At 60.3% G+C, this 19,977-nt stretch carries 16 protein-coding genes and 1 riboswitch; of the genes, 10 read left to right on the top strand and 6 right to left on the bottom strand.

The genetic code is table 11. From position 1 onward, the window contains the following. Window positions 1-307 precede the first annotated feature (307 nt). The 7 genes from B3I26_RS16605 to B3I26_RS16575 all read left to right on the top strand — a co-directional run bounded on the left by B3I26_RS16605 (window position 308) and on the right by B3I26_RS16575 (window position 8,760). Complete coding sequence (locus B3I26_RS16605; RefSeq protein WP_296259123.1) at window positions 308-2,065, top strand: carbamoyltransferase family protein; 1,758 nt, start codon at window positions 308-310, stop codon at window positions 2,063-2,065. After that, window positions 2,049-3,179 carry a glycosyltransferase gene (locus B3I26_RS16600; RefSeq protein WP_296259122.1) on the top strand — a complete coding sequence of 377 codons (1,131 nt, stop codon included), beginning with the start codon at window positions 2,049-2,051 and terminating at the stop codon, window positions 3,177-3,179. Before B3I26_RS16605 ends, B3I26_RS16600 begins: the two co-directional genes overlap by 17 nt. Continuing rightward, complete coding sequence (locus B3I26_RS16595; protein WP_296259121.1) at window positions 3,179-4,075, top strand: antimicrobial resistance protein Mig-14; 897 nt, start codon at window positions 3,179-3,181, stop codon at window positions 4,073-4,075. The genes B3I26_RS16600 and B3I26_RS16595 overlap by 1 nt, the downstream gene beginning before the upstream one ends. Next, window positions 4,072-5,481 carry a PIG-L deacetylase family protein gene (locus B3I26_RS16590; protein ID WP_296259119.1) on the top strand — a complete coding sequence of 470 codons (1,410 nt, stop codon included), beginning with the start codon at window positions 4,072-4,074 and terminating at the stop codon, window positions 5,479-5,481. The genes B3I26_RS16595 and B3I26_RS16590 overlap by 4 nt, the downstream gene beginning before the upstream one ends. Window positions 5,482-5,548: 67 nt before the next feature. Then, window positions 5,549-6,505 carry a glycosyltransferase family protein gene (locus B3I26_RS16585; protein ID WP_296259118.1) on the top strand — a complete coding sequence of 319 codons (957 nt, stop codon included), beginning with the start codon at window positions 5,549-5,551 and terminating at the stop codon, window positions 6,503-6,505. Between the two features lie 159 nt (window positions 6,506-6,664). Beyond that, window positions 6,665-7,549 (top strand): glycosyltransferase family 2 protein, encoded by an 885-nt coding sequence (locus tag B3I26_RS16580; RefSeq protein ID WP_296259117.1) that lies wholly within the window; start codon window positions 6,665-6,667, stop codon window positions 7,547-7,549. Beyond that, window positions 7,546-8,760, top strand: a complete 1,215-nt coding sequence (locus B3I26_RS16575) for an O-antigen ligase family protein (RefSeq protein WP_296259116.1) — start codon at window positions 7,546-7,548, stop codon at window positions 8,758-8,760. The genes B3I26_RS16580 and B3I26_RS16575 overlap by 4 nt, the downstream gene beginning before the upstream one ends. Before the next feature lie 3 nt (window positions 8,761-8,763). Here the strand turns inward: B3I26_RS16575 and B3I26_RS16570 are convergent, their stop codons facing one another. Next, window positions 8,764-9,426 (bottom strand): phosphotransferase, encoded by a 663-nt coding sequence (locus B3I26_RS16570; protein ID WP_296259115.1) that lies wholly within the window; start codon window positions 9,424-9,426, stop codon window positions 8,764-8,766. A gap of 106 nt (window positions 9,427-9,532) precedes the next feature. Between B3I26_RS16570 and msbA the strand changes: the two genes are divergently transcribed. Further along, a complete protein-coding gene (gene msbA / locus B3I26_RS16565) occupies window positions 9,533-11,335 on the top strand; it encodes a lipid A export permease/ATP-binding protein MsbA (protein ID WP_296259114.1) in 1,803 nt (600 codons plus the stop codon). A 298-nt stretch (window positions 11,336-11,633) separates the two neighbouring features. Then, a complete protein-coding gene (gene hldE / locus B3I26_RS16560; protein ID WP_296259113.1) occupies window positions 11,634-13,055 on the top strand; it encodes a bifunctional D-glycero-beta-D-manno-heptose-7-phosphate kinase/D-glycero-beta-D-manno-heptose 1-phosphate adenylyltransferase HldE in 1,422 nt (473 codons plus the stop codon). A 103-nt stretch (window positions 13,056-13,158) separates the two neighbouring features. On the opposite strand, the gene B3I26_RS16555 is transcribed toward hldE, so the two are convergent. The 4 genes from B3I26_RS16555 to B3I26_RS16540 all read right to left on the bottom strand — a co-directional run bounded on the left by B3I26_RS16555 (window position 13,159) and on the right by B3I26_RS16540 (window position 16,545). Next, window positions 13,159-14,130 carry a metal ABC transporter ATPase gene (locus B3I26_RS16555; RefSeq protein WP_296259112.1) on the bottom strand — a complete coding sequence of 324 codons (972 nt, stop codon included), beginning with the start codon at window positions 14,128-14,130 and terminating at the stop codon, window positions 13,159-13,161. Between the two features lie 36 nt (window positions 14,131-14,166). Next, window positions 14,167-14,976 (bottom strand): aldo/keto reductase, encoded by an 810-nt coding sequence (locus B3I26_RS16550; RefSeq protein WP_296259110.1) that lies wholly within the window; start codon window positions 14,974-14,976, stop codon window positions 14,167-14,169. Further along, window positions 14,973-16,148 carry an NAD(P)/FAD-dependent oxidoreductase gene (locus B3I26_RS16545; protein ID WP_296259108.1) on the bottom strand — a complete coding sequence of 392 codons (1,176 nt, stop codon included), beginning with the start codon at window positions 16,146-16,148 and terminating at the stop codon, window positions 14,973-14,975. Before B3I26_RS16545 ends, B3I26_RS16550 begins: the two co-directional genes overlap by 4 nt. 64 nt (window positions 16,149-16,212) lie before the next feature. Next, window positions 16,213-16,545, bottom strand: coding sequence for a DMT family transporter (locus B3I26_RS16540; RefSeq protein WP_296259107.1), 333 nt, complete (start codon window positions 16,543-16,545; stop codon window positions 16,213-16,215). A 251-nt stretch (window positions 16,546-16,796) separates the two neighbouring features. On the opposite strand from B3I26_RS16540, the gene waaA reads away from it, so the two are divergent. Beyond that, complete coding sequence (gene waaA / locus B3I26_RS16535) at window positions 16,797-18,077, top strand: lipid IV(A) 3-deoxy-D-manno-octulosonic acid transferase (RefSeq protein ID WP_296259105.1); 1,281 nt, start codon at window positions 16,797-16,799, stop codon at window positions 18,075-18,077. Between the two features lie 126 nt (window positions 18,078-18,203). On the opposite strand, the gene B3I26_RS16530 is transcribed toward waaA, so the two are convergent. Then, entirely contained in the window at window positions 18,204-19,643 is a 1,440-nt protein-coding gene (locus tag B3I26_RS16530) for a TolC family outer membrane protein (RefSeq protein WP_296259103.1), read from the bottom strand. Window positions 19,644-19,809: 166 nt separating this feature from the next. Further along, a riboswitch (TPP riboswitch) is annotated at window positions 19,810-19,914 on the top strand. The last annotated feature ends 63 nt before the right edge of the window (window positions 19,915-19,977 follow it).

Raw genomic sequence — 19,977 nt, 5'->3', positions numbered from 1 at the left:
GAGGGCATCTGTTGCGCAGGGATTTGCGCGTGATAAGCACTCAATCAATCACGGCGTGATCAGGTGAAAGCGGTAGATATGTATCTTGGGGCGCAGACGTCATAAAGGGCAGTTGCAGGTCTTTTTCCACCGGATCAGGCAGGGCGTGCAGTGCAAGGGGCAGGCGGATGCGTTCTTTCGTCGAGCGCCATATCTCGGTTCATTACGCTATAATCCCGCGCTTTAGCTGCCCGCCGCTCCCGCGCAGGGCACACCTTATTTTTCAGGCGCACGACGCCTGTCTGCAGACTTAAGAGGCTAGACCCTAGTGGCATTGACGATCCTTGGCCTGTCCGGCGCCCTTAGCCATGATCCTTCCGCGGCCCTGTACATCGACGGCAAGCTGGTTGCGGCTGCCGAAGAAGAGCGCTTTGTGCGCGACAAGCACGCAAAGCACCGCATGCCTTACGAGTCGGCGAAGTTCTGCCTTGAGCAGGCCGGCATCAAGCCATCGGACGTCGATGTGGTCGCCATTCCGTTTGCCCCGATCAGCTTGTTTGGCGAAGCGCGCTGGCACTACGCCAAGCGTTACTGGTATGCCCCGGATCGCGCGCTCGACGCTATCCTGATGGGCAATCGTCGGTACAAGCGCTACCGCAACAAGATCGTCTGGTGCCTGGAACAACTGGGCTTCGATCCAAAAAAGATCAAGATCGAGCCGGTCGAGCACCACCTGGCCCACGCCTCCAGCGCCTATCACTGCTCCGGCTTCAAAGAGAAAACCGCGATCCTGGGCATCGACGGCAAGGGTGAGTACGCCACCACGTTCTTTGGCTATGGCGAGAACGGCAAGATCCACAAGATCAAGGAATTCTTCGATCCAGACTCCCTCGGCGGCCTGTACGGCGCGATCACTGAGTTCCTGGGTTTCGAAATGCTCGACGGCGAGTTCAAGGTCATGGGCATGGCGCCGTACGGCGATGCCAGCAAGTACGACTTCTCGCGTCTGGCCAGCTTCGAAAACGGCGAACTGGTGATTAACACCGACTACGCCAACGTCATCGGCCTGCGTCGCTATAAAGAAAAGGGCAAGGGCTTTTACTTCTCGCCCAAGCTGATCGAGTGGCTGGGTCCCAAGCGCGAAGGCGATATCGCCGATGAGCCGTACATCCACTATGCGGCCAGCATGCAGGCGTTGTTCGAAAAGCTGGCGCTGCAGATGATGGACCACTACCTGGGCGACATCCTCAAGGAAACTGGCAAGATCGCCTTCGCCGGCGGCTGTGCGCTGAACGTCAAGCTGAACCAGAAGATCATCGCGCGCCCGGAAGTCAAGGAGTTGTTCGTGCAACCAGCTTCCGGCGACGCCGGTACGGCGGTCGGTGCGGCGGCCTACGTTTCCCACGCACGCGGCGTGCCGGTCGAGAAGATGGAGCATGTCTACCTCGGCCCGTCATACAGCAACGAAGACGTGATCGCGGCCTGCGCCCGTCATCCGAGCGCGCCGGCGTGGCGCAAGCTTGAGAACATGCCCGAGCAGATCGCCAAAATCATGGTCGATGGCAACCCTGTGGCCTGGTTCCAGGGCCGTATGGAATTTGGCCCGCGTGCGCTGGGTGGTCGTTCGATCATCGGCTGCCCGAGCGTGGCCGGGGTTGCCGATCGCATCAACCACCAGATCAAGTTCCGTGAGCGCTGGAGGCCTTTCTGCCCGTCGATGCTCGACACCGTTGCTGCGCAGATGATCAAGATCGATCACCCGGCGCCGTTCATGACCTTCACGTTTGAAGTCGCCGAAGAGTGGAAGACCCGCGTGCCGGAAGTGGTCCACGAAGACGGCACGTCCCGTGCTCAGGTGCTCAAGCGAGAATACAACCCGCGTTACTACGACATGATGAAGGCGCTGGAGAACCTGACCGGCAACGGTGTGTCGCTGAACACTTCGCTGAACCGTCGTGGCGAACCGATGATCTGCTCGCCGACCGATGCGCTGAACATGTTCTTTGGCTCGGACCTGCAATACCTGATCATGGAAGACATCCTGGTGGTCAAAGACGGCGCGGACACCTATGACACGCTCGGCTGAGCGCCATGTGTTGCAGTTCTGTCACGGCTATGACGGGCCGTTTCTCGACTGCGCCCGTCAATACGCCAGCCTGTTCGCGGGAAAGGGATACCGGGTCACGACGGTATTCCTGACCGGCGCTGCCGACCTGGACGTCGCCGCGGGCTGCGCGTCCGACGACGTGCTGTTCATGGAGTACAGCTCCAAGGCCATTCGTGGCCTGAAGCTGGGCGCCATCCGCGATCTGCGGAAAATTGCCGCCTCCCGGGATTTCGCGTTCTGTATCGCTCACCGTTTTAAACCGATCTACATCGCGCTGCTGGCCACCGGTTTGCCGGTGATCGGTGTGCATCACGCCTTTGGCGACTATCAGCGCCGCAGCCGCAAGCTGTTCGCGCATCTGTTGCGCATGCGCCTGAGCTTGCTCGGCGTGTCCGATGCGGTGCGCGACGACATGCGCAGATGCCTGCCCAAATGGCCGACCGGGCGCATTCAGACGCTTTATAACCGGATCGACATCGAGCAACTTGCAGCAACCCAAGTGTCCCGTGAAGAGGCCCGCGAAGTGTTGGGTCTGCCGCAAGACGCGTGGATCGTCGGCAATGTCGGTCGGCTGCACCCGGATAAGGATCAGGCCACGCTGTTGCGCGGTTTCGCCCAGGCGTTGCCTACGCTGCCAGTCAATAGTCATTTGGTGATGTTGGGCAAAGGCCGCCTCGAGCAGGACCTCAAGGAGCTGGCGATGGAACTGGGCATCGGGCACCAGGTCATGTTGCCGGGTCAGGTGCCTCACGCCAGTCGGTACTTCAAGGCATTCGATGCCTTTGCCCTGAGTTCCGATCACGAACCCTTCGGCATGGTGCTTCTGGAAGCCATGGTTGCCGGAGTGCCGGTGATCGCGACCGCTGCCGGGGGCGCCCGGGAAGTGGTCGAAGGCATCGGCATTCTTTTCCCGCTGGGCGATGCCGAGCACCTTGCACAGGGACTGACTCATCTGTCCCGCCTGGATACCGAGCAACGCGCGTCATGCGCCGCGATGATGCTGGATCGGTTGCGTGAGCGGTTTTCCGATGAGGCCGTGCGCACTGTCTTCTGGCGTCTGCCGCAGGTCACCGACCTGACTGCGGAGTCCTGATGCTCAATCGTTTTAAAGCCTGGCGGGAACGTGGCTGGACGCTGATCGATGCGCCTGCCTATCAACGCGCCTGGGAGCGGTTCGGCGGCAGCGTCGCGACCCATCCTCTGGTGGTCGAGCGGCTGGCTGCGCTGGCGCAGATCCCGGTGCGCTACCTGGGCTGGGAACAGGACGGCGAACTTCGGGCGGCGATCCCGACCTGGGGCCGCTCGCTGGCGCTGTCCAAGGACGTGCTGAAAAGCCATGGCAAGAAAGGCCTGTTCGATCTCGGCAATGCCGAGCTTATCCTGCCTGCCGCCGCCGATGCCCAAGTGACGCTGCGTCATCGTGGGCGCTACCTGTCGCAACTCAATGAAGGACGCTTCGCCGCGTTGCAGCCCCAGGCCGAATCCCTGGCCATGGCCCGCACCCCGGAAGAGTTGTCGAAGAAATTTCGCTACAACCAGCGCCGCGAGCTGCGCCTGCTCGAGGAGGCGGGCGGCGTTGTCCGTCCGGTGACCGACTTCAGCAGTGCCGAGATTGCGCGCATGTACTGCGATCTGTTCCAGCGCCGCTGGGGATTCGCAGCCACCGGCGCTGCGCACATGGCGCAGGTCGTCGAGATGTTGCGTGAGCTGGTCATCGGTTCGGTGATTTTCCTCAATGACGCGCCGATCGCCATTCAGCTGATTTACCGTGTCGAATCGCCACAGTGGATCAGCATTGAATACGTCAACGGCGGCGTCGATCCCGAAACCCGCGACTTCAGCCCCGGCAGTGTGTTGAGCTTCCTTAATACGCAAAGTGCCTGGGAGGATGCTCGGGCACGTGACAAGGCGCTGCGTTTTTCCTTCGGTCGCGCCGACCGTGAGTACAAGGATCGTTGGTGCAACCCTGTACCGGTATTTCAGATTTGAGCCGAAAACAGGCATTGCTCAAACGCCACCGTCGCAACAAGCGCGTGGCGCTGCTGGTGGCATTGGTCATTCTGGTGCTGCTTGGCGTGTTGGTGGCGTGGTGGTTGCCGCTGGTACTCGCAGTACTGGGCTGGGTGGGTCATGAGGCTTGGTTCTCTGACCATCTGTTCTACTCACCCGGCGACGACTACCTTTATCAGCTCCCGGAAGCCAATCAAGTACCCGGGGTGACCCTGCAAGGTAATCTGCTGGTGGTCGATCAAATCCCTGTTATGCACGGTTCGGAAACGGTTGTGCTGGCGTTGTCGATCAAAAGTTCATGGCTGGGGCGGTTCTTCGATCCTGCCGTCGAGCTGAGCAGTGGCCAGCTGCGCGACAGTCAGGTCTTCGAGCGCGGCGCGAAGGGCTTGCGTTACCTCAATCTCACCGGCTTCGCTGCTGCGCTAAGCGCGGGCACGCTGCGTATCCGCGGGCGTCATTGCAACATTCATGGGCAACCGCAGTTGTGGTCGTTCGCCCATGCTGACGTTCGACGCCAAAGGGTCATGGTCATTGCCCCCCATGCCGATGACGCTGAACTGGCCGCGTTCGGTCTGTACAGCCAGGCCGATGAAAGCTGGATCGTCACCCTGACCGCAGGCGAAATCGAAGCCGAGCACTATCAGCAGATGGGTATGCAGCGTGCCGAGGCAGCGCGCATCAAGGGCCGTTTGCGTGCCTGGGACAGCATCACGGTGCCGCGCTGGGCCGGCGTGCCGGAATCGCGTTGCGTGCAATTAGGCTATTTCTGCCTTCAACTCCCCGCTATGCAGGCCGCCCCCGATCAGCCCATCGCGTCTCGCGAAGCGGAGTTGAGCGATACCCGGATCTTTCGGCAATTCAACAGCTTTTCCTTACCCGGCGATGCCGATGGCGCACCGACCTGGAATAACCTGATTGCCGATTTGCGCGCGTTGTTGCTACAGGCCAGGCCGCAGGTGCTGGTCATGCCGCACGCGACCATCGATCCGCATCCCGACCACATCTGCTCCCAGGCAGCTGTGCTCCAAGCCTTGCAGGGGTTGGAGTGGCAACCAAGCGTGATTCTCGGTTATGCCAACCATCTTCATGACAATGACCGTTGGCCGATGGGCGATGCCTATAGCGGGGTCGCGCTGCCACCGGTGTTCGACGCCTCGCAGCCCCTGGTCCCCTACAGTATCGAGCTCGATATCGATCAGCAGCGAGAAAAGGCCATGGCCTTGGGTATGATGCATGACCTGCAGCCGCCTGCACCGCTCAAACGCCGGATTCGGCGCTGGCTGCAGAAGTTGCTCACCGCTCGCCGCTGGCCAGCGGAAGGTGAGAACGAATTTTTCAGAAAGGCCGTGCGCCGCCACGAACTGTTCTGGCGCCGGGAGCTCTGATTGCCCTTGATGGTGTAAGCGATGCATCAAGAGGCCGGGCCGAGATCTGGTTTTATAAAGGAAGCCCATGAAGGTTCTATTTCTGGTCCAGAAAGAGCAACGCGCCATTCTGGATCGCCTGTACGAAGGCGTCGCGGCCCACTGCGAATGCGATCTGCGCTGGCTCGACTCTGGCGAGCAGCGCAATCTACGGCGCTACTTTCGCCAGCAGGTGGACGTGACGCGATATGACCGTATCGTGTTCTTCCTGCGTTTCAAGCAGGAGATTCGGCAGGCGAGCTTCATTCGTACGGTACCCAATCTGGTCATTCTTGAGCACGATGCCTACCAGAACTACATCCCGTGCAAATACACCGGCAAGTTCAGCGCGCACTATCGCAAGCTGCCGTGGGTGCGCGTGCTCAGCTCCGGATTCGTGGTCAGCGAGCGACTGCGCCAGGAAGGTTTCGACGCGATTTTCGTGCCCAAGGGCTATGACCAGGCGTTGCTGTGCGATCAGGGGCGTGAGCGGGACATCGAACTGGCGTTCGTCGGCAGCACCAACAGCGTAGCCTACAGCGGCCGCAAGGCATTGCTTGATGAGCTTGGACAGGTCGAAAAGCTGGTGGTGACCCGCACCAAATCCGGCGACGAGTATTGCGACACCCTGAACCGCATCCGGTTTTTCGTCAGCGCGGACGTCGGCATGGGTGAGTTCATGATCAAGAATTTCGAAGCGATGGCCTGCGGATGCGTGCTCCTTGCCTATGATCAGGGAGAGGCTGAAAACCATGCACTAGGCTTGCAGGACATGCACAACGTGGTTTTTTACAGCGATATCCCGCAATTGCAGAGAAAACTCGAAGTGTTGCGAGGCGATCCTAATCTGGCTGAGCGTATTGCGGTCAATGGGCGCGATCTGGCAGTGTCTCAGTTTGGGTTCGGGGCGATCGGCGCGCGAATCGTGCGTGAACTCGAACCGCCGTTGCGCAAACAGGCGCCAGTAAGCGGGTTCGAGAAGCTGCGAGCAGCGTTAGGGATTTAATTTGAACGGTTTATGCGCTGACTATAACGATACCAATTTGAAATCAGATAATCTCCGCATGCCTTCTTTCTCACCAGCAGCGTGTCATGGAATACACCGTCAACCTCCGGGAGTATGGCCTGTGAATGTGCAGCCAGAGGCCAAGGGTCGAGTGCGGATATGAAATGGCCCTTAGTCTCGATTCTAGTGCCATGTTTCAACCATGAGCTTTATATCGAAGAGTCGCTGCTGAGCGTCCTTGAGCAAGACTATGACAACTTCGAGCTGATCGTCGTCAATGACGGTTCGACCGATGCCAGCGCAGAAAAAATCGAAGCCCTGCGTCGGACCCATGATTTTCAGTTCTACCAGCAGGAAAACCAAGGCGTCAGTGCCGCGCTCAACCATGCCCTGAGCCATGCCCGTGGCGATCTGGTGGTGACGCATGATTCCGACGACGTGATGCTGGCCGGGCGCATTCGTCGTCAGGTCAGCTACATGCAGGAACACCCGGAAGTGGGCCTGCTGGGCGCAAAGGTCATCTATATCGACTCCCAGGGCAAACCGCTCAAGCACAAGCTCGCCATTCAGGCGCCGGTTCAGAACTGGAGCTTCGACGAGTTGCTCGCCGATGCCTATGCCGTTGGCGGGCCGGTGGCCATGTACCGCCGCGAGGCAATTGACCGGGTGGGTGGCTACGATCCGTCGATCAAGGTCCAGGATTTCCAGATGACCCTTCGCATCGCCAATGCCGGCTATCAGGTTCACATTCTTCCGGATCGTGTGACGCTGTACCGTCGACATGAAACCAATATTTCCAAGACCGCTTACAAAAGCCAGTTGATCTATGACCTGAAAGTCATCGAGGCCTACAGAGATAACCCGGCCTATGACGCAGGCCGTCTGGCGATTATCAACAAGGCTCTCAAAGAGTCGGTGGTCGCGGACAAGAAGTTTGCCCGAGGGTTGTTTGCCAGCGTTCCGGTCCATCGCTGGAATCGAGTGACGTGGAAGAGGTTCAGGCACTTCGTCTTCAAATATAGAAAGCCCAAGGGTGCCCAGTGAGTCAATCTTTACAGGATCAGCAAGTGTTCAGCCGAGTCGTTTCGCAAGGAAATGCGCAGTTGCGCTCCATCAGTGACCACCTGGGCATCGCCGGCGTGCTGCTGGCATTGGGTCTGTTCTGGAGCGTGGCGGGCGTGCTGCTGACGCCGACGATGAAATTCTACAGCTGGCTGCTGACCGCCTTCGTTTATCTGCCCTGCCTGTACCTGATCGTTCGTTATTTTCATGAGTTTCGCCACACCGTGCTGAACCGGCGCGAGCTATGGCTGTTCCTGCTGCTTTTTAGCTGGTCGATCATCTCGTTGTCGTGGAGCGTGGGCGCCGAACGTTACCTGACCATCGTCAAGCGGGAGCTGTTCTTCCTCACGCTGATCCTTGGCTGGATCGTTTGGGGACGCACGTTCAATCGCCCGCTGCAAAGCATGATGATCCTGTGGGGCGCATTGGCCGGGCTTTACTCGCTGGCGGCGCTGATGACCTACCCCATGCGCGGCATCGACCGGATGTACGGCTTTGGTGGCTTCATGGATAACCCCAACCCGGCGGGCTACACCATCGCCGCGCTGGTCGTGCTTAGCTGCACCTGGTGGCCTCAGAAGCTCAGCGGCCGGGTGATCTGGGCGCTGCTGCAGGCGTGCTCGGTGGCGTTCGTCATCATGACTGGCAGCCGAGGCTCGATCGTTTCCCTGATGGCCGTTGCTGCTGTGGTCGTCTTGCTTGGCGGCGGGCGCTTCTATCGCGCCTTGGCGATCATCGCCCTGGTCGCCGCTGTGGCGCTGGCGATATTCGAGCCTTCGATTCTGCAACGTGGTGATTCCGAGCGCATGGTATTGATGAAGGGCGCATTGGCGCTGATTCATCACCACCCCTGGCTGGGGATTGGCCTGAGCAGCGATTACGAGGTGTCGGCGGGCGGGGTTATCTTCAGCCACTGCCACAACCTGATACTCGACACTGCGGTGCAGTACGGCATTCCGTTCACGGCGTTGTGGATCTGGCTGTGGCTATGGCTGGGTTTTCGTGCGTGGCGCCATCGTACCGAAAGCCTGGGCATGGCGATTCTGATGATCTGGGTGTTCGCCACGGTTGCCGTGCAGTTCGACGTGTTTACGGTTTTTGGCCGTGCGCGAGCCATGTGGATGGTGGTGTGGATGCCATTCGTGCTTTCGCTGTGCCTTGGCAAATCCGAAAGCAAGGAGCAGGTCAGCTAAGCCTCACGCCTGCTCGGCCAATGCCAGATGCTCGCTGAGGATCTGGCGTTTCCATTGATGAGCGCTGTGCTCGATGTAACTTTCGAAAAACAGGTCCCCGCCTTTCTGCAGCAGCCATGCGTGGTCGTGCTGGTAGCGACGCATATGCTGGAAGTTGCGCAGGCACAGGCGTTTGCGCAGCGGACGTCGCGAGGTTTTCATGTCGGCGATGTCGATCAGGCCCAGTTCGTTTTCAGGTGTCATCACCACGTTGCCCAAGTGCAGCGAACGAAAGTAGATGCCCAGGTTGTGCAGCTCGGCGACGAACCGGCCGAATTTCCTGAGCAGGGCAGCATCCTGAAAATGCGTGGCGTCGGCGATCATCTGACGAAGGGTCTGCCCTGGCAGTGGCTGGTAATGCACCACATCCCGTGAGATCTCGGCGACCCGGTAGGTCGCGAGCACGTGTGGGCAGGGGATGCCGCGTTTGCGAAGGGTCAGGGCGTTGCTGGCGAAGCGCTTGGCGTAGGGGAAGAGCGCCGCCGATGAGATCAGGCGTTTGCGCCGGAACAGCTTCATGTAATTGCCGTCGGTCAGGCGTAGCACCTTGTCCCCGAAGAAGTCGGCTTCTATGACTTGCGCGTCTTTGCGTAAGGCTTGGTAGTCAGCGTAGGCGAGTGCGCGCATGCGGGCTCCTTCGAAAATGGCGGCCATGATACCTCAGCGGGTTGCCCGAGGCCCAATACCGTACCCGTGTGTTAGTATTTCGGCTCTTTTTATCGTATCGATGACCATGAGCACGCCAGAGAAACGCGAATCCTCCAGCCTGAAAATCTATTTCCGACTGCTGACTTATGTGAAGCCTTACCTAGGCATCTTCCTGCTCAGCATCGTCGGCTTTGTCATTTTCGCCTCGACCCAGCCGATGCTGGCCGGCATCCTCAAGTATTTCGTCGACGGCCTGACCAACCCTCAGGCCGTGCTGTTTCCCAATGTGCCTTATCTGCGTGATCTGCAGTTGCTGCAGGCTGTGCCATTGCTGATCGTGTTGATCGCGGCGTGGCAGGGGCTGGGTTCTTATCTGGGCAATTACTTTCTGGCCAAGGTGTCCCTCGGATTGGTCCACGACCTGCGGGTCCAGTTGTTCAACAAACTGCTGGTCTTGCCCAATCGTTATTTCGATACCCATAACTCCGGGCACCTGATCTCGCGCATCACCTTCAATGTGACCATGGTCACCGGCGCCGCCACCGACGCGATCAAGGTAGTGATCCGTGAAGGCCTGACCATCGTGTTCCTGTTCCTGTATCTGGTCTGGATGAACTGGAAATTGACCATCGTGATGTTGGCGATCCTGCCGTTGATCGCATTCATGGTGGGCAGTTCAAGCAAGAAATTCCGCAAGCAGAGCAAGAAAATCCAGGTGGCGATGGGCGATGTGACCCACGTGGCCTCGGAAACCATCCAGGGTTACCGGGTGGTTCGCAGCTTTGGCGGCGAGAAGTACGAAGAACAGCGTTTCGCCAAGGCGAGCACCAGCAATACCGATAAACAGCTGCGCATGACCAAGACCGGCGCGATCTACACACCGCTGCTGCAACTGGTGATCTACACCGCCATGGCCGTGCTGATGTTCCTGGTGCTGTGGCTGCGCGGTGACGCCACCGCCGGGGATCTGGTGGCCTACATCACGGCGGCGGGCCTTTTGCCCAAGCCGATTCGTCAGCTATCCGAAGTCAGCTCGACAATCCAGAAAGGTGTCGCCGGTGCGGAAAGCATCTTCGAGCAGTTGGACGTGGAGCCGGAAGTGGACAGCGGTAGCGTCGAACTGGAGCGCGTCCAGGGCAACCTGGAAGTCCGCAACCTGAGCTTCACTTATCCGCAAACCGCGCGCCAGGTGTTGCACGACATAAGCTTTACGGCAGCGCCCGGGCAGATGGTTGCACTGGTGGGCCGCTCTGGCAGTGGCAAGTCGACACTGGCCAATCTGATTCCGCGGTTCTATCACCACACGTCGGGGCAGATCCTGCTTGATGGCGTTGAAATCGAGAACTACCGCTTGCGTAACCTGCGTCGCCACGTCGCTCAGGTGAATCAGGCGGTGACCCTGTTCAACGATTCGGTCGCCAACAACATCGCCTACGGTGATCTGGCCGGTGCGCCGCGCGCCGACATCGAAGCCGCAGCCGACGACGCTTACGCCAAGGAGTTCATCGACCAGTTGCCTGAAGGTTTTGACACTCAAGTGGGTGAAAACGGCGTCCTGCTGTCCGGCGGTCAGCGCCAGCGCCTGGCGATCGCTCGCGCACTGCTGAAAAACGCGCCGCTGCTGATTCTCGATGAAGCGACCTCGGCGCTGGACACCGAATCCGAGCGCCACATTCAGGCAGCGCTGGACCACGTCATGAAAGGCCGTACCACGCTGGTCATCGCACACCGCCTGTCGACCATCGAGCGCGCCGATCTGATTCTGGTCATGGACCAGGGCCGCATTGTCGAGCGTGGCACCCACACCGAGCTGCTGGAGCAAAACGGTTACTACGCGCGTCTGCATGCAATGGGCCTGGACGAGCCCGCGCCGGTCGGTGCGGTCTAAACACTGTAGCGGCCGCCTCGACGCGTTCTCCGGCAAGGCGGCTGCTGCAATAGATCGCGTGCATACGCCGAATTCCGCCTTGGCAAGGCATCTGTAGGGGGACGCCGGAGGTTACAACGCCAGCGAACGCGAAGCGCCAGTGACGACGGTGTTCACTGGCGCGCTGCTTTCGCAGGCGAGCGCGCTCCGGCAGTGAGTCATCCTTCAACGGGCGCATCGAGTTCCCTCTCGCTCTCAAGCCTTCGCAAACCCTGTGTTAAGATTCCGCCCCTGTTCATTCTTAGTTACGGGTTGTTCGATGAAGTTGTCCATGCCACGTTTCGATCAGGCACCGGTTCTGGTAGTGGGCGATGTCATGCTCGACCGCTACTGGCATGGCGGTACCTCGAGAATTTCGCCTGAGGCCCCGGTTCCGGTGGTCAAGGTCGACCAGATCGAAGATCGTCCAGGTGGCGCCGCCAACGTGGCGTTGAACATCGCCGCGCTGGGGGCCAAAGCCTCGCTGGTCGGCGTTACCGGTCAGGATGAGGCAGCCGAGAGCCTGAGCAACAGCCTCATGGCAGCGGGCGTCACCGCGCGTTTCCAGCGCATCGCCCACCAGCCCACCATCGTCAAATTGCGCGTGATGAGCCGCCATCAGCAGTTGCTGCGCATTGATTTCGAAGAACCCTTCGCCACCGACGCACACGCCCTGAGCACCGAAGTCGATGCTCTGCTCGAGGGTGTCAAGGTGCTGGTGCTCTCCGACTACGGCAAGGGAGCCTTGAGAAACCATCAGGTGTTGATCAAGGCTGCCCGAGAACGCGGCATTCCTGTACTGGCCGACCCGAAAGGCAAAGACTTCGCGATCTATCGTGGCGCCAGCGTCATTACGCCAAACCTCAGCGAATTCGAAGCCATCGTCGGTCATTGTGTCGATGAGAGCGAACTGGTAGCCAAGGGCGCCCGGTTGATGGCCGAGCTTGAACTGGGCGCATTACTGGTCACCCGTGGCGAACACGGCATGACCCTGCTGCGTCCCGACCAGCAAGCCTTGCACCTGCCGGCCCGTGCCCGTGAGGTGTTCGATGTGACCGGCGCTGGCGACACCGTCATCTCGACACTGGCTGCGGCCATTGCGGCCGGCGAGGAGTTGCCGCACGCGGTGGCGCTGGCCAACCTCGCTGCCGGGATCGTCGTCGGCAAGCTGGGTACGGCAGCCATCAGTGCGCCCGAGTTGCGCCGCGCGATTCAGCGCGCCGAGGGTTCGGAGCGTGGTGTGTTGAGTCTGGATCAGTTGCTGCTCGCCATTGATGACGCACGTGCGCACAACGAGAAAATCGTATTCACCAACGGCTGCTTCGACATTCTGCATGCGGGCCACGTGACCTACCTGGAGCAGGCTCGGGCACAGGGTGATCGCTTGATCGTTGCGGTCAACGACGATGCCTCGGTCAGCCGCCTCAAGGGCCCTGGCCGCCCGATCAACAGCGTTGACCGGCGCATGGCCGTGTTGGCAGGGCTTGGCGCCGTGGATTGGGTGATCGCCTTCCCTGAAGACACGCCGGAGCACCTGTTGAGCCACGTCAAGCCCGATGTGCTGGTCAAAGGGGGTGATTACAACGTCGATCAGGTGGTCGGCGCGTCGCTCGTTCAGGCCCACGGTGGCGAAGTGCGGGTCTTGGGACTGGTCGAAAACAGCTCGACGACCGCCATTGTCGAGAAGATTCGAGGGCAGTGATCGATTCCCCCTGTAGCACGGCTTGCTGGCGGTGGCGTCCTTAGAGGTCGCTCCTGCCGACGCGTCGTGCTACAGGAGTTCATTGCCGATCATGCGAGTTTGCCTACGACTTATGCAGCGTCTTGCGTGCAATGCGCAGCAGCTGTTTGGCGCCCACCTTCAACCTGCGCTTGATCCCTGTCTTTTCTGGCTTGGGCGGCGTCATGCCTTGCTGCAGCAGCCAGTCCTTCCAGCGAATCCGCTCCTCCTTCACTACCCAGCCTTCCTGGGCGGCGAAGCTTTCCGCCAAATACAGACCGCGCGTACCAGCGGGCGTCAGCTTGTCATTCTTGAGGGTGTATAGCTCCGGCAACGGCGAGCCGTTCTCCAGCGGCATCAGGTACAGATCAGGTTTGCTGCGATTAAGCCGGGCGACCAGCTGATCGTTCTCCAGCACCTCGTCCACGTGAAACAGGCTCAGCGGTCGTGCTTCTCTGGGCACTTCCAGGCGCAGGTCGTAGATCAACTGCAATGAAGCGGTGGGCAGATGAACATAGGCTCGGGGACGCTCGATCAGCGTCATGCTGCCACAGCGCACAGGTCGCGCAGCACCGGACAACGGGCTTAGGCGAAAGGGCAGGGCCTCGCGGTAGTGCAATGCCGCGGCGTAAGGGGTGGGCAGCCAGGTCTCATTGAAACGTCCACCGAGCCAGCCTTGGGGCGTTTCGATCAGGCATTCCTCGGCCACTTCCTGGATCGCCGTATGCAGCGGCAGGTTCAGCTCATGAGCCGGGACATAACCGGAAATCAGCTTCAAGACCACATCGCCCCGGTCCTGACGACGCTGGCGCACCAGCACCCAGTAATCGCGATTCTGCCAATTGAGGGTCAGGCGCACGGACACACCAAGATTGGCCAGCTCGGTGGAAAACCGTTCGCTGTCCTCCACTTCGATGTTGCGCCGACGTTGCAGGGTCTGGGAGAAATTGAGCGGCATCCCGATGCTTTGGTAGCTCAGGCTTTCCGGGGTGGCTTCGACGAGCAGCGGCAGTGTCTTGAAGTTGCTGGGGTTTTTTCTTATTAGGGTTCGCGGCATATCGGCTCCTTCTTGCGTTGGGGTCGGCCGCCCACTTCAGGCTTGACGGCGTATCACGGCGGCGGCGGTTGCTACGTTATGGGCCAGGTGCAGAGGATTGATCGTCCCGACGATAGCACCGCTCACGCCAGGGTGTGCAAACAGCAGTTCGAAACTGGCTTGTACAGGATCGACACCGGGGCTTAGGCAAACGTGCCCGCTGGCCAAGGCCTTTTTGATCAAGATGCCCCTGTTATGGCAGGCAGCGTAGTCGAGGACCGGTTTTTCGCCTTGCTCAGTGAGGTTGTAAGTGACCATCGCGCAGTCGCCTTGCTGCAGCGCCAGCAATGCGCCTTCAACCGTCTTGCCTGAAAAACCGAAGCCGCGGATCTTGCCTTCACGCTTGAGTTCGGCCAGCGTCGGGTAGACGCCGCATTCGGTGAGCACATGTAGGTCGTTACCGTCGGAGTGCACCAGCACCAGATCGATAAAATCTGTTTCCAGACGTTTCAGACTGCGCTCGACCGACAGCCGTGTGTGCGCCGCGCTGAAGTCGTGGCTCGACTGGCCCGCTTCGAATTCTTCGCCCACCTTGCTGACGATCACCCAATCGCGACGCTGACCGCGCAGCAGCGGGCCGAGGCGTTCTTCGCTGCGGCCGTAGGCGGGGGCCGTATCGATCAGGTTGACGCCCAGATCCCGCGCCTGTTTGAGCAGCATGCGCGCTTCGTCATCATTGGGAATGGTGAAGCCGCTGGGGTATTTAACGCCCTGATCGCGGCCCAGCTTGACGGTCCCCAAGCCGATAGGGGACACGTCGATGCCGAGGCTGCCCAAAGGTCGATGCAGGTCGTGCAGGGTTTTCATGGCAGCAGCACGTCCCACACAGGTTTAGCCAGTGACGGCCGGGGCAGGTCGCCATAGGTCGGTTGCGGAATCGGATGAATACCGTCGTGTGACAACGAGGCCAGGACACGATCGGCGAAATCCGGTGCCAGCGCCAGTTTGGTCGGCCAGCCCACCAGCAGGCGGCCCTGCACGTCGAGATAGGCGTTGTCAGGCCTGACCAGTCCGCTCTGTTGCGGCTCTGCGCGATCCACCCGCAAAGTGGCGAACTGCGCCTGACCCAGATCGACCCACGGCAGCAGCTGCGAGAGTTCTCTTTTTGCGAAGGCAATCTGCTCGGCGGGTCCACGGGCCACGCCGTCGGCTTCGGCGATATCGCCGCCCAGATACCACACCCACTGACCGTTCGCAGCTGGATGCGTGGTGACGGTAATGCGCGGCTTCGGCCCAGCGCCCAGGCAGTGTGCGTACAGCGGCTTGAGTGTCGGGCCCTTGACCAGAACCATGTGCAACGGCCGGCGCTGCATGGTTGGCTGGCTGATGTTGAACGCCTTGAGCAGGTCGGCAGTGCCTTCGCCTGCACTGAGCACCACGCGCTGGGCACGGATGTCGCGACCGTCGACGCGCAGGCCGGTTAACTGGCCCTCATCGCGCAGCGGCTCGATGACGTCGCCTGCCAACAGGCTGTCACCCGCCAGTTCTGCCAGTTTCGCAACAAGGCTGGGTACGTCGATCACCAGCTCCGCCAGACGATAGACCTTGCCCTTGAAACGCGGGTCCTGAAGGGCGGCGGGCAGCTCGCTGCCCTTGACCTGATCGACCCGGCCACGCACCGCCTTGCTGGCGAAAAAGCTGGTGAGGTTGCCGGCGATGGTGCCCGGCGACCACAGGTAATGGGCCTCGGACAGCAATCGTACGCCGCGCAGATCCAGTTCGCCGTTGCCATCCAATGCTTCGCGCCAGCGGCGCGGCATATCGGCGATGGCTTCAGAGGCGCCGGACAGCGCGCCATGCAGCGCGTATTTGGCGCCGCCGTGGATGATCCCCTGAGACTTGAAGGTCTGCCCGCCACCGAGGCCGGCGCTCTCCACCAGCACTGTCGAAAAACCCTGCCGACGCAGACGCGCGTTGAGCCAGAGACCGGCAACGCCTGCGCCGACAATCAAAACGTCAGTGGATAGAGCAGATGGCATGGATACCTCAGATGGCAAAGCGAATCGCGCCATTATAGGGGAAGGCGCTTTTCAATGACCCCCCTTAATGACCGGCCGTTTTCGAGAACAGCTGGATCACCCCCACGCCTGCCACGATCAGCCCCATGCCGGCAATGGCCGGCAGGTCGAGTTTCTGCCCATAGATAAATAGCGCGGCGATGCTCACCATGACGATCCCCATTCCCGCCCAGACCGCGTAGGCGACGCCCACGGGGATAGTTCGCACCACCAGTGTCAGCATCCAGAACGCCACGGCGTAACCGACGATCACCAACAGCAGCGGCAGTGGCGTACTCAGGCCTTTGACGGCTTTCATGGAAACGGTGCCGATGACTTCGGCGCAGATGGCGATGGCGAGCAGGTAGTAGGCAGGCATGATGGGGCTCTCTTCGAATAAGCGGTGTTCGATTCCGGCGGGTCTTGAGAGCACGCAAAACTAATGCAGTCTGCGATCGCACGCCCGAAACCGGTCTGAGCGTGAGTCTGTGCGATCGCAGGCGCGGACGCCAGCTTCCCTTGAGGACGGCGAGGGAGTGCGTGCTGCAGGCGTGCGAAGGAGTATTGCGCGGGTGCGTGCGACTCCACGCTCATCCTATAAAGTCCATATGGCTGATAAACTCCGCGCCCATGAATAGAACTCTCTACACCTTACTGTTCCACCTTGGCCTGCCACTGATCGCTCTGCGCCTGTGGCTGCGTGCGCGCAAGGCCCCGGCGTACGCGCAACGTATCGGTGAACGTTTCGCTCGCGGGATGCCGCCGATGCAAACAGGCGGCATCTGGGTGCACGCGGTGTCGGTGGGTGAAAGCATTGCCGCTGCACCGATGATTCGCGCCCTGCTGGTGCGTTATCCACAGCTGCCGATCACCATCACCTGCATGACGCCGACCGGGTCCGAGCGCATCCAGTCGATGTTCGGCAACGAGCCGCGCATTCAACATTGCTACCTGCCTTACGATTTCCCTTGGGCGGCGGGGCGCTTTCTTGATCACATCCAGCCAAAGATCGGCGTCATCATGGAAACCGAACTATGGCCCAATCTCATTCATCAATGTGCCAAGCGAGGGATCCCGACGGTCTTGGCTAACGCGCGCCTTTCGGAACGCTCTGCGCGTGGCTATGGAAAGTTCTCCAAACTCACCCGACCAATGCTCGCTGAAATGAGCCTGATTGCCGTGCAGACCGAAACCGAAGCTCAACGTTTTCGTGATCTGGGTGCGCGGCCGGAATGCGTCACAGTGACCGGCTCGATCAAGTTCGACCTGACCATCGACCCGCAACTGCTGGAGCGCGCGGCGCAACAACGTGAGGCTTGGCAGACGGCTGTGCGTCCTGTGTGGATCGCCGCCAGTACGCACGCGGGCGAGGATGAAGTGGTGCTGACCGCCCACCGCGACGTGCTGAAAAGCCACCCCGATGCCCTGCTGATTCTCGTACCGCGCCATCCCGAGCGCTTCGATAGCGTGTTCGCACTGAGCCAGCAGCAGGGCTTCACCAGTGTTCGTCGTTCCACGGCTGCGCCTGTGACAAACGGGACGTCGGTGCTGATCGGCGACACCATGGGCGAGCTGCTATTTCTCTATGCGCTGGCTGACATCGCCTTCGTCGGTGGCAGCCTGGTGCCCAATGGCGGCCACAACCTGCTGGAACCGGCGGCGCTGGATAAACCGATCCTCAGTGGGTCGCACCTGTTCAACTTCCTCGAAATCGCTGCGATGCTGCGCAATGCCGGGGCGCTGGAAGAGGTCAATGATTCAGCAGGGCTGGCAGCGGTGGTGCAGCGACTGATCGAACAGCCGCAGCAGGCCAGGGCTATGGCTGACGCCGGGTTGCAGGTGATGAAAGCCAATCAGGGGGCGTTGCAGCGGTTATTGGACGGGATCGCAAAACTGCTGGTCCTGCACTGAGTCGCTGTTGATTCTGGGCGCAGCCAGCAGGAGCAAGCTTGCTCGCGAGCTGAACGCCCACGCTATTTGGGCAGGATACAAAAGCGATCCGCGCTAATGATTCATCCCTTCGGCGAGATCAACTGCCTACCTTGCGCTCGGCCGCTCAAAATTCTTCGCCGCCTCTTTCGCCAGATCCGGCGGCAGGAAATCCTTGTCCGGGTTGTAGTCAGGCTTCAGGAAGCGCGACAGGTCCTGCAGATCCCCCGGGCTCAAGGTTCCGGCTGCCTGTTTCAGGCGCAGGTTGTCGAGTATGTAGTCGTAGCGAGTGTTGTTGTAATCGCGCACCGAGGCGTACAACTGACGCTGCGCGTCGAGTACGTCGACGATGTTGCGCGTACCGACCTGATAGCCGATTTCGGTGGCCTCCAGCGCGCTCTGGCTGGAGACGATCGACTGTTTGCGCGCCTGGACCTGCTCCACATCGGTGTTCACTGCGCGATGCAGGTTGCGGGTGTTTTCCACCACCTGCCGACGCATGCCCTCGCGCTGTTGCTCGCTCTGGCCGAGGCGGGCATAGGCCTCACGCACCTGCGAGCTGGTCAGACCGCCGCTGTAGATCGGGATATTCACCTGCAAACCAATGGTGCGTTGCTCGACGCTGCCGTGGAAGTCTTGCCCGGTGTAGTTGGGGTTACTGAAACCCAAGGGATCATTGTCGCCTTTTTCGTACTGCGCCACCGCATCGACGGTCGGAGCGTGGCCGGCCTTGCGCTGGCGCAGGGTTTCTTCGGCGGCGCTGACCGCATAGTTGCTAGCCAGCAGATTGAGGTTCTGCTGCGAAGCCGTGTCGACCCAGGATTTCGCATCGTTGGGTGTCGGGACAAGCACCGGCAGGGTATGCACGATGCCTTCGATGGAATTGTATTCGCGGTTGGTCAGGGTCATCAGGGCCTGAAACGCGTCGTCCACCTGGCGCTGGGCTACGATTCGCGATGCGCGGGCGGTGTCGTAACTGGCTTGGGCCTGCAGCACGTCGGTCTTGTCCGAAAGGCCGACATCGAAGCGCCCGTTGGCCTGATCCAGCTGCCGTTTGAACGCCGCCTCTTCAGCCTTGGTCGAGGCCAGGTTGTCCTGGGCGCGCAACACCGAGAAGTAATCTTCGGCGCTTTGCAGGATCAGGTTCTGTTCGGTCGCCGACAACTGCAACAGCGCCTGCTCACTGACATCCTTGGCAGCCTTAAGCTGGAACCAGCGATCAGCGCGGAAGATCGGCTGGCTCAGGGTCGCGCGATAGACCGTGCCACTGCGGTTGATCACCGCAGACGGCTCGTCGATCTTGGTGCGTGTGTCGTTAATATCGGCGCCGCCAGAGATATTCGGCAGCAGGCCGGCGCGGGCCTGGGGCACGATTTCTTTCTGCGCGTCATAATCGGCGCGCGCTGCAGCCAGGTCGGCGTTATTGTTCACGGCCTCCTGATAGACACTGACCAGCCCGGTTCTGGTCGGTAGAGGCAAGTCCGCTGCTGCGGCCATTGCACTCGAAGCACACGACACGGCAATGGCCAGTGAAAATTTGCGCAGCATAGACATTCCCTAGAAGTTGTTGTCGCCAAGTCTTGTTCCGACGGCTTTGGCGCCGCGCAGCGAGTGTAGTTCCGTGGCAACCCGACAACAATCCGCTTAAGCAGCCATTTAACGTGCGTTTGAATTCCCCGCTTGGCGTTTTCGATACACGGCGTCTAGACTGACGCCGTTCTTGTCGGGGTGCCTTGATATGAGGCTGAGATCGGATAATCCGGATCCCGTTGAACCTGATCAGGTTAGCGCCTGCGTAGGGAACAAGATTTCTCGTCTCCCGGCGAGTCCTCTTGAGTGTCGTCCGGGGTCGTCTTCGTTCATTTTTTGAACAGTCCTCGTT

The organism is Pseudomonas sp. UBA5706, assembly GCF_002419965.1.
Taxonomy (GTDB): domain Bacteria; phylum Pseudomonadota; class Gammaproteobacteria; order Pseudomonadales; family Pseudomonadaceae; genus Aquipseudomonas.
Note: the sequence above shows the minus strand (reverse complement) of the source record. Positions and strands in the feature narration are given on the sequence as shown.